Origin of the sequence: Flavobacterium sp., assembly GCF_024642105.1 — a bacterium.
Lineage (GTDB): Bacteria > Bacteroidota > Bacteroidia > Flavobacteriales > Flavobacteriaceae > Flavobacterium.
In genome coordinates this window covers 14,402-29,803 of the sequence record NZ_JAHEBT010000001.1, presented here as the reverse complement: position 1 = coordinate 29,803, position 15,402 = coordinate 14,402, and the positions used below count along the sequence as shown (strand labels likewise).

Annotated in this window: 12 protein-coding genes; 11 read left to right on the top strand and 1 reads right to left on the bottom strand. The window is 35.2% G+C overall.

Going from position 1 to position 15,402, the window contains the following annotated elements; all coding sequences use genetic code 11:
* Positions 1-63 precede the first annotated feature (63 nt).
* Positions 64-2,976: an FAD-binding and (Fe-S)-binding domain-containing protein gene (locus tag Q0L65_RS00140; protein WP_296682173.1), complete on the bottom strand. Its 2,913-nt coding sequence runs from the start codon at positions 2,974-2,976 to the stop codon at positions 64-66.
* A 175-nt stretch (positions 2,977-3,151) separates the two neighbouring features.
* Here Q0L65_RS00140 and Q0L65_RS00135 point away from each other — a divergent pair, with 175 nt between their 5' ends.
* From Q0L65_RS00135 to Q0L65_RS00085, 11 genes are all read left to right on the top strand, one after another.
* The gene (locus Q0L65_RS00135) at positions 3,152-4,660 is read left to right on the top strand and encodes a sodium:solute symporter (protein WP_296682511.1); all 1,509 of its coding nucleotides are present in this window, start codon (positions 3,152-3,154) and stop codon (positions 4,658-4,660) included.
* Positions 4,661-4,671: 11 nt separating this feature from the next.
* Positions 4,672-5,880 carry an anhydro-N-acetylmuramic acid kinase gene (locus Q0L65_RS00130; protein ID WP_296682171.1) on the top strand — a complete coding sequence of 403 codons (1,209 nt, stop codon included), beginning with the start codon at positions 4,672-4,674 and terminating at the stop codon, positions 5,878-5,880.
* A 76-nt stretch (positions 5,881-5,956) separates the two neighbouring features.
* A complete protein-coding gene (locus tag Q0L65_RS00125; protein ID WP_296682169.1) occupies positions 5,957-7,504 on the top strand; it encodes a family 10 glycosylhydrolase in 1,548 nt (515 codons plus the stop codon).
* A 12-nt stretch (positions 7,505-7,516) separates the two neighbouring features.
* The gene (locus tag Q0L65_RS00120) at positions 7,517-8,788 is read left to right on the top strand and encodes an MFS transporter (RefSeq protein WP_296682167.1); all 1,272 of its coding nucleotides are present in this window, start codon (positions 7,517-7,519) and stop codon (positions 8,786-8,788) included.
* Between the two features lie 7 nt (positions 8,789-8,795).
* Positions 8,796-10,388 (top strand): glycoside hydrolase family 3 N-terminal domain-containing protein, encoded by a 1,593-nt coding sequence (locus tag Q0L65_RS00115; protein ID WP_296682164.1) that lies wholly within the window; start codon positions 8,796-8,798, stop codon positions 10,386-10,388.
* A 142-nt stretch (positions 10,389-10,530) separates the two neighbouring features.
* A complete protein-coding gene (locus Q0L65_RS00110) occupies positions 10,531-11,169 on the top strand; it encodes a peroxiredoxin (protein WP_296682162.1) in 639 nt (212 codons plus the stop codon).
* A gap of 96 nt (positions 11,170-11,265) precedes the next feature.
* Entirely contained in the window at positions 11,266-11,574 is a 309-nt protein-coding gene (locus Q0L65_RS00105; RefSeq protein WP_296682160.1) for a thioredoxin family protein, read from the top strand.
* 33 nt (positions 11,575-11,607) lie between these two features.
* On the top strand, positions 11,608-11,865 hold the full coding sequence (locus Q0L65_RS00100; RefSeq protein WP_296682159.1) for a hypothetical protein: 258 nt from the start codon (positions 11,608-11,610) through the stop codon (positions 11,863-11,865).
* Between the two features lie 161 nt (positions 11,866-12,026).
* On the top strand, positions 12,027-12,524 hold the full coding sequence (tpx, locus tag Q0L65_RS00095; RefSeq protein ID WP_296682157.1) for a thiol peroxidase: 498 nt from the start codon (positions 12,027-12,029) through the stop codon (positions 12,522-12,524).
* 10 nt (positions 12,525-12,534) lie between these two features.
* Complete coding sequence (locus Q0L65_RS00090) at positions 12,535-12,906, top strand: diacylglycerol kinase family protein (RefSeq protein ID WP_296682155.1); 372 nt, start codon at positions 12,535-12,537, stop codon at positions 12,904-12,906.
* Between the two features lie 24 nt (positions 12,907-12,930).
* Complete coding sequence (locus tag Q0L65_RS00085) at positions 12,931-15,399, top strand: DNA translocase FtsK (protein ID WP_296682153.1); 2,469 nt, start codon at positions 12,931-12,933, stop codon at positions 15,397-15,399.
* The last annotated feature ends 3 nt before the right edge of the window (positions 15,400-15,402 follow it).

Genomic DNA, 15,402 nt, shown 5'->3' with positions numbered 1-15,402 from the left:
ATAGTGAACTAAAGTCTCTTTTATTGTGATGCAAACTTAAAATTTCATTTTAAATAAAATCAATTATTTTAAACAAGATTTTAAAATTGTAACAGGATGTTGCGCTTCTCTACTCGTTCCATCAAATATTTGATGACGGCAACTTGTTCCTGCCGCTGCAATAGCAACAGAAGCATCCGTTGCTCTAATTTTTGGAAACAAGGTATCTTCACCCATTTGCATACTAATTTCGTAGTGTTCTTTTTCATAGCCAAAAGAGCCTGCCATTCCGCAACAACCCGAGTTAAAAATAGTAACAGTATTGTTTTTGGGTAAATTCAACATCGCAAAAGTAGCTTCCACAGTACTCAACGCTTTTTGATGACAATGTCCGTGAATTTTTATTTCTTTAGCTTCATCCGAGAATTGCTCCGAACGAATGGCGCCTTTAGTAATTTCGTTTTTAAAGAATTCTTCTATCGTAAAAACGTGCTTCGCTAGTTGTTCTGCTCCTGCTTTATCCTCTGCCAATCGAATGTATTCATCTCTAAAAGTCAAAATAGCCGATGGTTCTATTCCAATCAAAGGAATTGCATCGGTAACCAATTCCTTGAAAATATCCACATTAATAGTAGCAATAGCCTTGGCTTGTTCCAAAAAGCCTTTGGAAATAAAAGCACGCCCACTTTCTTGATGATCTACCACTAAGACTTGGTAGCCTAATTTTGTCAATAGTTCATACGTATCAACTCCTACCGAAACGTCATAAAAATTAGTAAACTCATCACAAAATAATAGGACTTGTCCATTAGGATAGGTTCCTTCTTCGAGTTCTTTATGATTGTTATCCAACCATTTTCGGAAAGTTTTGGGAGCCAAATGCGGCACTACTCGCTGTGGAGCAATTCCCATACTATTTTTAACGAAAGATAAGTTAGCAAACCAATTGGTCAATTTCGGTGTCAAACTTCCTAGATTATTCAATTTGGCATTATAAGCAAATGTTTTGTTTCGCTTCGAAAAACCATTTACTTTTTGGTATTGGTACAAAAACTCTGCTTTTAGAGACGCAATATCCACATTACTCGGACATTCACTAGCGCATGCTTTGCAACTCACACACAATTCAAATACTTGGTATAATTCTTCGTGATCAAATTTATTTTCTGTAGCCGTATCGGTTAAGTACTGTCTCAAAGCATTGGCTCTAGCACGAGTCGTATCTTTTTCATTTCGTGTGGCACGATAACTCGGACACAAAGTTCCTCCTGCCGATGGTAATTTTCTACAATCACCGGAACCGTTACATTTTTCAGCTACGCGCAAAATTCCCATACTGTCTGAGAAATCCTGAATCGTTGCAATCTCTGGTTCTACTCTACCCGATTCTACCCTCAAATTTTCATCCATTTTAGGCGTATCAGTAATGCGTCCTTTATTAAAAATAGTATTCGGGTCGAATGCTTTTTTGATACGTTTTAGCAATTCATAATTGCTTTCGCCAATCATAAAAGGCAAAAATTCCCCGCGTACAATTCCGTCCCCGTGTTCTCCACTAAGCGAACCTCTGTATTTTTTTACCAAAATAGCCACTTCGGTAGCGATGGTTCTAAATAATTGTAAATCTTCTTTCTTCTTTAAATTCAGTACTGGTCGCAAATGCAATTCTCCTGCACCCGCATGCGCATAATAAATCGCCTCTTGTCCGTGCTTTTGCATCATCGCGGCAAATTCGGCAATATAATTAGGCAAGTCGCTCAATTCAACCGCAGTATCTTCAATCGAATCAGCTGCTTTATCATCACCGACAATACTTCCTAAAAGTCCTAAACCTGCTTTTCGTAAGTCATTAATTTTATCAATCTCTTCACCGTATAACTTAGGTAAAGCGTAACCGAAATTATTTTTTTCTAAATCTGCTATTAAAGCATCCGCTTGTCGTTCGGCTTCTTCTAAAGATTCCGAAGCCACTTCTAACATAATCACTGCTTTTGGATCACCTTGTATAAAGAAACGATTTTTCGCTTGTTCTCTATTGGTTTTGGTACAATTCAAAATCGTATCGTCCATCATTTCACAAGTGTACAAATGATGTTTCATCGCTATCATTACGGCTTCCAAACTTTCTTGAATGGTATGAAAATGTGCCGCCACCATAATATTGTGTGTGGGAGGCAAATCGTCTACTTTCAGCGTAACTTCTGTTGTAAATGCCAAAGTCCCTTCACTTCCGCAAAGTAAGGTTCCTAGATTAATTGTGGGTTCGGTACCTGAAAACAAATTCGATTTCAATAATAAATCAACGGCATAGCCTGTATTCCTTCTGTGAATTTCAGGTTTTGGAAATTCTTTTACAATTTCATTTTGCGTTTCAGAATTGGAAAGTTCTTCGTACAATGTTCTGTAAATCTGATTTTCCAAAGAATCCCCTTTTGTTTTTTCGACAAACTCTGCCGAAGTAAGCGATGTGAAAACTGTAGCCGAACCATCACTCAAAATAGCTTTTAGTTCCACAATTTTATCTCGTGTCACTCCATAGCGAATGGAAGTAGTTCCCGACGAATTGTTTCCTACCATTCCTCCAATCATACAACGATTAGACGTTGAAGTATTGGGGCCAAAAAACAAACCGTGTGGTTTTAAAAACAAATTCAGCTCATCGCGAATCACACCAGGCTGAACCGTAACCGTTTTATTTTCTTTATCAAAAGAAACGATTCGGGTAAAATATTTGGAGACGTCCACAATAATTCCACTACCCACCGTTTGACCAGCTAAAGAAGTTCCTGCGGTTCTTGGCGTTAATGGAATATGATGCTTATTAGCAAAACGAACCAAAGTTTGAATATCTGCTACTGATTTTGGCCTCGCCACTGCAATGGGTTTGATTTGGTACACCGAAGCATCTGTAGAGTATATGATTTTATGCAATTCGTCATAGAAAAGATCCCCTTCTAATGAGTCTGACAGTTGTTGTAAAGGTAGTATTTGTGACATTGTATTCGAATGTAATTACTGAATAGTCAGTATTTGGTTGACAAATATAAAAATTCTAGCGCTTTAAATAGAAGAGAATTGAAAGAATGACTAAAAGCAAATAAAAGTAAACGCATCGTATTCCGAATACAGAAATAATTTAGCATATTTGTCTACAATTACAATTCAAAACACTATGACTCCAAGTATCATTCTACTGATTATTAGTATCTATTTTAGTTTGTTATTTTACATATCGCATACGGTTAGCAAAAAAGATAGCGGAAACGATGTGTTTTTTACCGCCAATAAAAACTCAAAATGGTATTTAGTTGCTTTTGGAATGATAGGCACCGCACTTTCTGGAGTTACCTTTATTTCTGTACCTGGTGAAGTAGGCTCGCCAAACGGAGAACAATTCAAGTACTTTCAGTTTATCTTAGGAAATGCCATTGGATTTATTGTTGTAGCCAAATTGCTTTTACCACTTTATTACCGAATGAACCTTACCTCTATTTACGGGTATATCGAACAGCGAATGGGATTTTATAGTTACCGAACGGCCGCTTCTATATTTTTAGTTAGTCGTACTATTTCTTCAGCCTTCCGATTGTATTTGGTTGTAATTGTTTTGCAACGTTATGTTTTTGATTATTACAACATTCCTTTTGCAGCTACCGTATTAATTTCGTTGTTATTGATTTTTTCCTACACCTACAAAGGAGGTTTAAAAACGATTATTATTACCGATACTTTGCAAACTTTCTTCTTAGTCGCTTCGGTATTTTTAACCATTTATTTTATTTGTAGCAGCCTAGATTTAAGTGTGGTTGGCGCTTTTGAAGAAGTGAAAAACAGTAACTATTCCAAAATATTTTTCTTCGATGATTTTATCGGAAGTAAATTTCATTTTGTAAAACAAATTCTTGGCGGAATGTTTGTAACCATTGCAATGGTGGGATTAGATCAAGATTTAATGCAGAAGAACCTAAGTTGTAAGAACATTGGTGAAGCACAAAAAAACATGTTTAGTTTCACGACTATATTTATAATCATCAACTTATTTTTCTTAAGTGTAGGAGCATTACTTTATATTTTTGCTGCCAAAAATAACATTCAAGTTCCGTTAGATTTGGTTACCAATAAACCGCGAACCGATTTGCTTTTCCCTGAAATAGCTTTACATCATTTGGCCACCATTCCTGCTATTGTTTTCTTATTAGGACTAATTGCTGCCACTTTTGCCACAACCGATTCAGCTTTAACAGCACTAACCACTTCTTTTTGTGTGGACTTTTTAGGAATGGATAAAGTGGAGAACAGTCAAAAAGAAAATCTAGTTAGAACACGACACATTGTCCATTTTGCTTTTTCGGCCTGTATGTTTTTGGTCATATTAGTTTTTAATGCTATCAACGATAGTTCGGTTGTTGGAATGATTTTTAGAGTGGCATCCTACACTTACGGACCACTTTTAGGTTTATACGCTTTTGGTTTGTTTATGAAATCCAAAAAAGTGAATGACCGTTTAGTACCGTTCATTTGTTTACTATCTCCTGCATTAACCTTTCTTATCAATGAAAATTCAGTGAATCTTTTAGGGGGGTATGTTTTTGATAACGAATTAATCATTCTCAACACACTCATCACTTTTACAGGATTATTACTGACTAGTAAAACCGTAGCCGATAAATACCATTTTTAAATCCATTCTAAATGAATACCAATATTGAATCGCTTTATAGAATCGCACAAAAACCTACTCGAACTATTATTGGATTGATGTCGGGTACTTCATTGGACGGTTTGGATGTAGTCTTATGCGAAATTTCGGGAGCATCTAAAAACACTGTGGTTCACCTAAAAGAGTTTAAAACCATACCGTATTCTGAAGCTATAAAAGCTGAAATCCGAAAAGTGTTTGCCAAAAAAACAATTGATTTCCAACATCTCGCTTTGTTGAATGAATGGATTGGAATTTTACATGCTAATCTCGTTTTAGATTGCCTAAAAGAATGGAAAGTTGCTCCTGCTGATGTAGATTTAATTGCCTCGCACGGACAAACGGTAATGCATGCTCCAAAAATCCTACACCAACAAGCACAATTTCCAAACGCCACTTTGCAAATTGGAGATGGAGATCATATTGCCGTTCGCACTGGAATTATTACGGTGTCTGATTTTAGACAAAAGCATGTAGCCGCAGGAGGCGAAGGCGCTCCTTTGGCGGTATATGGGGATTATTTCCTTTTTGGAAGCGAAAAAGAAAACCGAATCATGCTGAACATAGGCGGTATTGGAAACTTTACTTTTTTGCCCAAAAATCAAAATCCAGAACACGTTTTTGTTACTGATACAGGTACAGGAAACACACTAATTGATGTGTTTGTAAAATTGCATTTTCCTGAAATGAGTTACGACAAAGATGCTCAAATAGCTCGAAAAGGAAATGTAAATCCTAATTTGTTAGAAGCGCTTAAAAACAATCCCTTTTTCAAAGGACCGTTTCCCAAAACTACTGGACCTGAACTCTTCAATTTGGACTATATTCAGAGAGCAGTCACTGAAAGTCAAACGCAAAATCTTGTTGTTGAAGATGTTTTGGCAACACTTACACGCTTTAGTGCCGAAACTGCCGCCGAAGCAATTCTGTTTGCTATAAATCAAACTGAAGCAACTACTGATACTATTACGGTCTATGTTTCGGGTGGAGGAATACACAATCCGCTACTAATGCAGTATCTAAAGGAATTATTGCCTTGTTCTTTTAAGAATACCAACGATTTAGGTATTTCAGCGGATGCTAAAGAAGCGATACTTTTTGCTGTATTGGCTAACGAAACGGTAGCTGGAGGTACTACTCATTTTGGCACTAAAAAAGGAATTCCATCGGTAACAATGGGTAAAATTTCTTTCCCAGATTAAAATTATTTTATGCCTTTTTTAGCACAACAACTGTTCTAAAAAGTCTATTTTTGTATTCTATAAGATGAACCCCATAATGATGAATTACAAGTCCTTTACTTTTGCTTTTTTATTTACGCTACTTTCTATTACCAATAGCACAGCACAAAGTAAAATAATATATCCTAAAAACGAATTTAGAGCCGTCTGGATTGCAACCGTAGCCAATATTGATTGGCCAAAAAACAATACCGATAGTGTTGAAAAAGAAAAATCCGATTTTATTGAAATTTTAGAATCGTATAAAAAGCTTCATTACAATGCAGTGATTGTTCAAATTCGCAGTAATGGTGATGCTTTTTATCCCTCTGAATTAGCGCCTTGGTCACGCAACTTGACTGGAAAAGAAGGCAAAGCTCCTTCACCCTATTTTGATACTTTAGAATGGATGATTACTGAAGCTCACAACCGAGGTTTTGAATTTCATGCGTGGTTAAATCCTTTCCGTGCCACATCAGGAGCCAATACTGAAATACTAAGTCGAAAACACGACTTGATTAAGCATCCCGATTGGATGATTAAATATGCTGGAAAATACTATTACAATCCTGCGCTACCCGAAGTACAAAATCACTTGACAAAAGTAGTGGAAGAAGTGGTTCAAAAATACGATATCGATGCCATTCATTTTGATGATTACTTTTATCCGTATACGGTAGATGGTGAAAAATTTAACGACACTGCTTCGTTCAACAAATACGGAAATGGTCTTACTTTAGCCGATTGGAGACGAAATAATGTGAACACTTTTATTCAACAAATCTCGACAAGCATCAAGAAAATAAAGCCTTGGGTACAATTTGGCATTAGCCCATTTGGAGTTTGGCGCAATAAATCAGTAGACCCAAGAGGCTCGGACACACAAGCCGGACAAACCAATTATGATGATTTATATGCTGATCCTTTGGTTTGGATGGAAAACAATTGGATTGACTATATTTTACCACAGTTGTATTGGAGTTTGGATCACCCAAAAGCTTCATATGCTAAATTGCTAAAATGGTGGTCTGAAAACGCTAAAAATAGTGCAGTATACATTGGAAATAGCACCTATAAAATTAAATCAGATGCCGATAAAAAATGGGATTTGCCTACTGAAATTCCGAATCAAATTGATTATACGCGTACTTTCAATAATGTACAAGGAAATGCCTTTTTTAGTGCCAAATGGTTTCTTAACAAAAACCAAGACGTTACTCAGTTACTAGCTGAAAATCAATACAAATTTCCAGCAATTCCTGCTGCCGTTCCTAATTTTAAAAAATTAGTTTTTGATGTTCCAAGAGTAACTAGCGTTATAAAAGAAAAAAATGAGTTAGTCATTTCTTTGCAACTTACTCGAAACAATGTTCGCTACGTGATTTTTTATGGAACAGAGGGTAACTCAATAATTGATAGTGACGACCCTAGTCAAATAATTGATCGATTTTTTATCCATAAAAACAACAATCATTTGTCCATTCGTGTCCCAATAGCTACTATCGAAAATAAAACCAACTTTGCTTTATCTTATATCGATTATTATGGAAACGAAAGCAAAGAAATCATGACACAGCTACCAATAGCTGTAGTAAAAACACATTAATAAAAATACAAAATGAAAGCAGAGAAAAACCCTTGGCTTTGGATTCCCTTGTTGAACTTTGCTTCAGGATTTCCATACGCCATCATAATTTCAGTTTCGGTAATCATGTATAAAAACCTTGGCATCAGTAATGAAGACATTGGTATTTATACTAGTTTACTCTATCTGCCTTGGGTAATCAAACCGTTATGGAGTCCATTTATCGATTTGCATAGTACCAAAAGAAAATGGTTTTTAAGTATGCAATTACTCATTGCTGTTGCTTTTTTAATTGTAGGATTTACTATTCCAATGAGTCAGTTTTTCATTTTGAGTTTAGCTATTTTTTGGGTGGCGGCTTTTGCTTCTGCTTCGAATGATGTAGCTACTGATGGTTTTTATCTTTTGGCTCTTTCCAAAGACCAACAATCTTTTTTCTTAGGAATTAGAAGTACATTTTACCGCCTTTCAATGTTAACTGGAAACGGCTTAATTGTGATTATTGGTGGGTATTTAGAAACTGAATTTGGAGACAAAACAAAAGCATGGTCGTACACTATGATTATTGTTGGACTCCTTATGACAGCAATTACATTGTATAATTTATTTGCTACTCCTATCTCGGAAAACGAAACTAGAACTGAATCTTCGGAACAACAAAAAGATTTTGCTACCGTTTTTACTAGCTTTTTCAAAAAGAAGCAAATTGGGATTGTATTGGCATTTATTCTCTTATTTCGTTTAGGCGAATCACAATTAATGAAAATGTTAACTCCTTTTCTAATTGACACGAAAGAACTAGGCGGTATGGGCTTAACTACGGAAGATGTTGGAATTATCTATGGAACTTTTGGGGTAATTGCATTACTTATTGGAGGTACTTTGGGTGGAATAGCCATTTCTAAACAAGGACTAGGCAAATGGATGTTGCCGATGATTTTGATTATGCACTTACCTATTATTGGATTTATTCTACTCTCTCATTTTCATCCTGAAAATACGTTGTTTATTTATTTGGCAGTAATCATAGAGCAATTTGGCTATGGTTTTGGCTTTGCCGCTTTTATGATGTACTTAATTTATGTTGCCGAAGGCGAGTCAAAAACATCGCATTACGCTTTAGCTACAGGTTTTATGGCGTTAGGAATGATGCTACCAGGAATGATTAGCGGATACATTCAAGAATATTTAGGATATGGTAATTTCTTTATTTGGGTATTTTGTGCTACAATTCCAGGAATAATCTTGTCACGATTTCTAGTGTTTCCTGCCGATTTCGGAAAGAAATCAGCCACCAACGAATAAATCAACTATGACTTTAGAGCAAAAAATAGGACAATTTTTCTTTCCTGCGGTCTTCATCAACGATACCGAAGAAAACATTCAAGCTACCGAAGCTTTGATTCGCAACCACAATATTGGTGGACTCACTTTCTTTCACAGTCGCGCCAGTGCTGCTACGAATTATGAAAGCAAACAAAAAGTAGTTACTTATGACGATAGTTACTCCAAGCTCAAAGAACTAATAGTACGTTATCAAAAATGTGCACCTACTCCACTTTTAATGAGCATTGATGCCGAATGGGGTTTAGCCATGCGCATTGAAAAAACACCACAATATCCTTACGCCATAACATTAGGCGCTTTACCTGAATCTGAGATTGATTTGGTGTACGAAGTGGGAAAACAAATCGGATACGACTTAAAAGCCGCAGGGATTCAGTACAACTTAGCACCATTGGCAGACATTAATAATAATCCTGACAATCCTGTAATTGGGTACCGTTCCTTTGGAGAAAGCAAAGAAAAGGTGGCTCTTTTTGCCAACGCTTATTTAAAAGGAATGTCAGACGCCGGAATTTTGGGCTGTTTGAAACATTTTCCCGGTCACGGAAATACCAATGTCGATTCGCATTTGGGATTGCCTATTTTGAATGAAAATTTAGAGCAATTGATGAATAACGAATTGTATCCGTTCATCAAAGGCATTGAAAACAAGGTGGATTCCATAATGATTGGTCACTTGGCTGTACCCGCTTTAAACGATGGTAAAAACACTTCCGCCACTTTATCGAAGAATATTATTGAAAACCTGCTTCGTAATCAATTGGGTTTTGAAGGATTGGTTATTTCCGATGCCTTAAATATGAAAAGCGTTTCCGATTTATATCAAACCAAAGGGCAATTAGAATGGGAAGCGTTCAATGCAGGAAATGATATTTTATGCTTTGCTGAAAATGTAAACGAAGGAATTCAAACCATTTTGAATAATGCCACAGCAGAACGAATTGAGGAAAGTTTTGCAAGGATTTGGAAATACAAAGAAAAAGTGGGAATTCTAAAGAATAACAAACAATTCCCTGACGAAACCAATGCTAGTTTGGACTTTACAATAAGCACCGAATTAAATCGTAACATTGCTGCGAGTTGCTTGACTAAAGTAAAATCAGACAGTATTCCATTTAGAATACAACAAGCTGACAAAAACAAATCAGTGGCTCAATTGAGTATTTACAAGGATGGTTTTGCAACCAAAGTAGCGCATTCTCTTCAAGCTCCTATTTTTTCGATAACAGCAGAAAATCCAATAGATTTTAAAGAAACTTTAAATAAGTATGATACGCTCTTGATTTCTTTATTTGTACCCAAAGCAAAACCTTTGAATCATTTTGAAATTGAAACGGAGGTGCTTCAGTATTTAGGTGAATTATTAGCGACTAAGAATTGTGTACTCTATGTTTTTGGAAATCCATATGCGCTGCAAGTCCTACCCAACTTGGCTTTAGCCAAAGAAATTGTTATGGCTTACCAAGATTTTGACGTTTTTCAAGAAGTGGCTGCCCAACAATTTATTCATAATTCGGTTTGCAAAGGACAACTTCCCGTAAATATTAAAAATCTATAAATCAAACGATTAATTGTTTTAATTTTACATTCAATAGCAAACGATTATCGTTTGATAAATATTAATAATTAAAATTTATTTCACTACCTTTATTAGTGAATTACATTTGCATCAATAAATTTTTAACTTAAAAACAAAAAATATGTCATTAGTAGGAAAAAAATTCCCAAACATCACTGTAGATGCTATCTCTGAAATGGGAGATAATTTAAGAATCAACATTTTTGAAGAAGCTACAAAAAACAACAAAAAAGTACTATTGTTTTGGTACCCAAAAGATTTTACTTTCGTTTGTCCAACGGAATTGCACGCTTTCCAAGCTGCTTTACCAGAATTTGCAAAAAGAAACACTATCGTAATTGGTGCTTCATGTGATACTAACGAAGTACACTTTGCTTGGCTAAATACTCCTAAAAACAATGGTGGTATTGAAGGTGTTACTTACCCACTATTAGCTGATACTACAAGAAATTTATCTAATATCTTAGGAATTCTTGATGTAGAGAGTGCTGAATACAACGAAGAATTAGACACAGTAATCGTGGAAGGTTCTAACGTAACCTACAGAGCTACTTACTTAATTGATGAGACTGGTAAAATTTTCCACGAAAGTGTAAACGATATGCCATTAGGACGTAACGTAAACGAATATTTACGTTTAGTTGACGCATACACTCACGTTCAAGAAAAAGGAGAAGTTTGTCCTGCTAACTGGGAAGCTGGTAAAGACGCAATGACTGCTGATAGAAACAGTACTGCTGCTTATTTAGGATCTCACTAATAACAAAATCAATTACAATATCAAAAAACAATAACAATCTCAGTAGCTTATTGAGATTGTTATTTGATATCACCATTGGTATTAAAAATTCAAACTATGTTAATCGAATTAAACGAAGACACTTTACAAGACTTAGTAGCAAAAAACGAAAAAGTAGTGGTACAGTTTTCAGCTTCTTGGTGTGGAAATTGCAGAATTATGAAACCAAAATTCAAAAAATTGGCTTCAGAAAATGAGGCATTAACTTTTGTATTGGTAGATGCTGAAAATTCTCCTGAATCAAGAAAATTAGCTAACGTAAGTAACTTACCTACTTTTGCTACTTTCGTAAACGGAAAATTAGTAAACGAAACACAAACGAACAAACAAGAAGTATTGGCTGATTTAGTAAACGAAATCGCTTAATTATTACTAATTTTAGAAAAACACCTTTATTTTATGAAATTACCCGTTATCAAACATCTGACTCAATTCATCGAAGAAAACGATCAAGATTATATTATTGAAACTATTGAAGTGCTAGAAGCTATGACTGAAATCCCTTCTCTGAAAGATGAAGAATTAGATGTTATTGGCGAATTAATTTCTAATATGTATGGTGCTTTAGAAGTACAAAAATTAGTAAAAGACGGAGTGGATAAAAAAGAAGCTTTGAATACTTTTATGAAGCGCGTTTTGGGTTCAATTGATAAATAGAATTCTTTAGAATAAGTTACAACAAACGTACTCGCATTGGGTGCGTTTTTTTTATATTCTTTTCTGATGCTACAATAGAGCTATCCGTAGAAAAAGTACCACTTCAATCTAAAATTTGAATTAATTTTCATACTTTTGAAACTCAATTAAAAACACATAGTATGTCAACTATAACATTAGGAGGAAATCCTGTACACACTTCAGGTGAATTGCCAAAAATTGGCACTCAACTAGCTGATTTTAAATTAGTAAAAAACGATCTTTCAATTGCTACTCTAGCTGATTTCTCAGGTAAAAGAGTAATTCTTACTATTTTTCCAAGTATCGATACTGGAACTTGTGCAGCATCTGTTAGAAAATTTAATGAAACCGCTGCTAATTTAACCAATACGGTTGTGCTTTGTATTTCAAGAGATTTACCATTTGCTCAGAAACGTTTTTGTGGTGCTGAAGGAATTGAGAATGTAGTCAATCTTTCTGATTTTAAAGACGGAAGTTTTGGTAAAACCAATGGTTTAGAAATTACTGATGGCGTTTTAGCCGGTTTACATTCTAGAGCCGTAATTGTAATTGACGAAAAAGGCGTTGTTTTACACACAGAACAAGTGCAAGAAATTGCTAACGAACCGAATTATGAAGCTGCTTTAGCAGTACTATAATACTTGATTAATGGAATTTCAAAAAGACAATCGATTTGTTTCAGGACGATTAAAAAGTGTCACTTTTGCTTATAAAGGCGCCTACAAATTAATTACTACAGAACACAGTGTTATGACTCAATTTTCTATTGGAATCTTGATGACAATTGCTGGGTTTTATTTTAACATTACTGCAACTGAATGGCTTTTCCAAATCTTTGCCATAGGATTAGTAATGAGTGTTGAGGGATTGAATACTGCTGTAGAAAAAGTAGCTGATTTCATTCATCCTGAATACCATGAGAGAATTGGATTTATCAAAGATATTGCCGCGGGTGCAGTGTTTTTTGCTGCATTAACTGCCATACTAATTGGTTCTATAATTTACATCCCTAAATTCTAAATTTACTACTTTTCAGAAAGAAAAATGGCAAAGAAAACAAAAAACGATTCCGAAGTTACAGGAACAAGAACTTGGAAATTATCGAAGCAGAATAAAATCGTAATCGGGAGCCTTTTGGTTTTATTCTCAATTGCTTTATTAGTTGCTTTTATTTCCTTTTATATTCACGGTCAAGCCGATCAAAGTGCGGTAGCTAAATTAGCTGACCGTAATACTACTGTTGATAATTGGTTAGGGAAATTTGGTGCTTATTTAGCCGATATTTTGGTGTACCAAGGTTTTGGTGTGGCCTCTTTCCTTTTTGTACGTTTATTTTTCTTAACCGGTTTGTATTTGTTTTTAGGAATGCCTTTAAGCAAATTAAGAACCACCTGGTTTTGGGATTTATTTGCCATGATTATCGTTTCCATAATTTTTGGATTCTTTGCTACTTCAGCACCTGAATTAGGAGGTATCATTGGGTATGAAATGAATTTGTTTTCACAAGATTATATTGGAAAAACGGGAACTCTATTATTGCTTATCTTCGGATTGGTTATTTACTTGATTTTTAAAATTAAAGTATCTCCCGAATCCATTCATAATTTTATTGAAAATTCGAAAAAAGAAATCGAATCTAAAATAACAGCTAGTCCTGAGAAATCTACTGAAAGTAGTTATAACTTAGAAGAATATGCTGTTCCAACAGTAGAGGAAGAAAAAGACGAGGAATTAGATGGAATCCATTTAAAATCGACAACTTCGCAGTTTGAAATCAACAAAGAAGCATTAAAACCAACCATTAGTTCTTCTTCTGAAATCAACTTGGATACTTTGCCAAAACCGATTGTTGAGCCGATTGTAACACAATCATTCCCAACAACACCTCCAGTTCATAAAGAGCCAACTATCATAACAACAAATGATGAAGCTTTTGTAATTGAAAAAGCAGAAGAAGAGGATATTGTTGAAGAAAATTTGGCCTCTCGATTAGTAGCTGATTTTGGATTATTTGATCCTACTTTGGAATTATCCAACTATAAATTCCCAACCATTGATTTGTTAAAAGAATATTCAAGTGGCGGAATTACGATTAACCAAGAAGAATTAGAAGAAAATAAAAACAAAATTGTAGATACACTTCGCAACTACAAAATTGAAATTGCACAAATCAAAGCTACCGTTGGTCCTTCGGTAACTTTATATGAAATTGTTCCCGAAGCTGGGATTCGTATTTCAAAAATCAAAAGCTTAGAAGACGATATTGCTTTATCCCTTTCTGCATTAGGAATTCGTATCATTGCTCCTATTCCAGGAAAAGGAACGATTGGTATTGAAGTTCCAAACAAGAACCCAACTATGGTTTCTATGAAAAGTGCAATTGGTTCTACCAAATTTCAAGAAGCTGAAATGGAATTGCCTATTGCTTTAGGTAAAACTATTTCGAATGAAACTTTCGTGGTGGATTTGGCCAAAATGCCTCACTTATTAATGGCTGGAGCAACTGGACAAGGAAAATCGGTAGGATTGAACGCTGTATTGACTTCGCTTTTATACAAAAAGCATCCTGCTGAAGTGAAATTCGTTTTGGTAGATCCAAAGAAAGTAGAATTAACACTTTTCAATAAAATTGAAAGACATTATTTAGCTAAATTACCCGATTGTGATGATGCTATTATTACAGACAATGCTAAGGTAGTTAATACATTAAACTCGCTTTGCGTAGAAATGGACAACCGTTATTCTTTATTGAAAGACGCTATGGTGCGTAACATTAAAGAATACAACGACAAATTCAAATCGAGAAAATTAAATCCTGAAAACGGTCACCGATTTTTGCCTTACATCGTTTTGGTGGTGGATGAGTTTGCCGATTTGATTATGACTGCTGGCAAAGAAGTAGAAGTACCTATTGCGCGTTTGGCACAATTAGCGCGTGCGATTGGAATACACTTAATTATTGCAACACAACGTCCGTCAGTAAACGTAATTACGGGATTAATTAAAGCCAACTTCCCGGCTCGAATTGCATTTAGAGTAACTTCAAAAATTGATTCGAGAACTATTTTAGATACTCAAGGTGCTGATCAATTGATTGGTCGTGGGGATTTATTATATTCTAATGGAAATGATGTCGTTCGAGTACAATGTGCTTTCATCGACACGCCAGAAGTAGAAAAAATCACTGAGTTTATTGGTTCACAAAAAGCATACGCTACTGCTTATTTACTTCCAGAGTTTGTTGGAGAAGAAACTGGCATCAATCTTGATATTGATATTTCAGAGCGAGATTCATTATTTAGAGAAGCGGCTGAAATTATTGTGAACGCACAACAAGGTTCGGCTTCGTTATTACAAAGAAAACTGAAATTAGGTTACAATAGAGCGGGACGTTTAATTGACCAATTAGAAGCTGCTGGTATTGTAGGTCCTTTTGAAGGAAGTAAAGCACGTAACGTTAATATCTCAGATATGATGGCTCTAGATGAGTTTTTCAACAACGAACAAAATTAATCC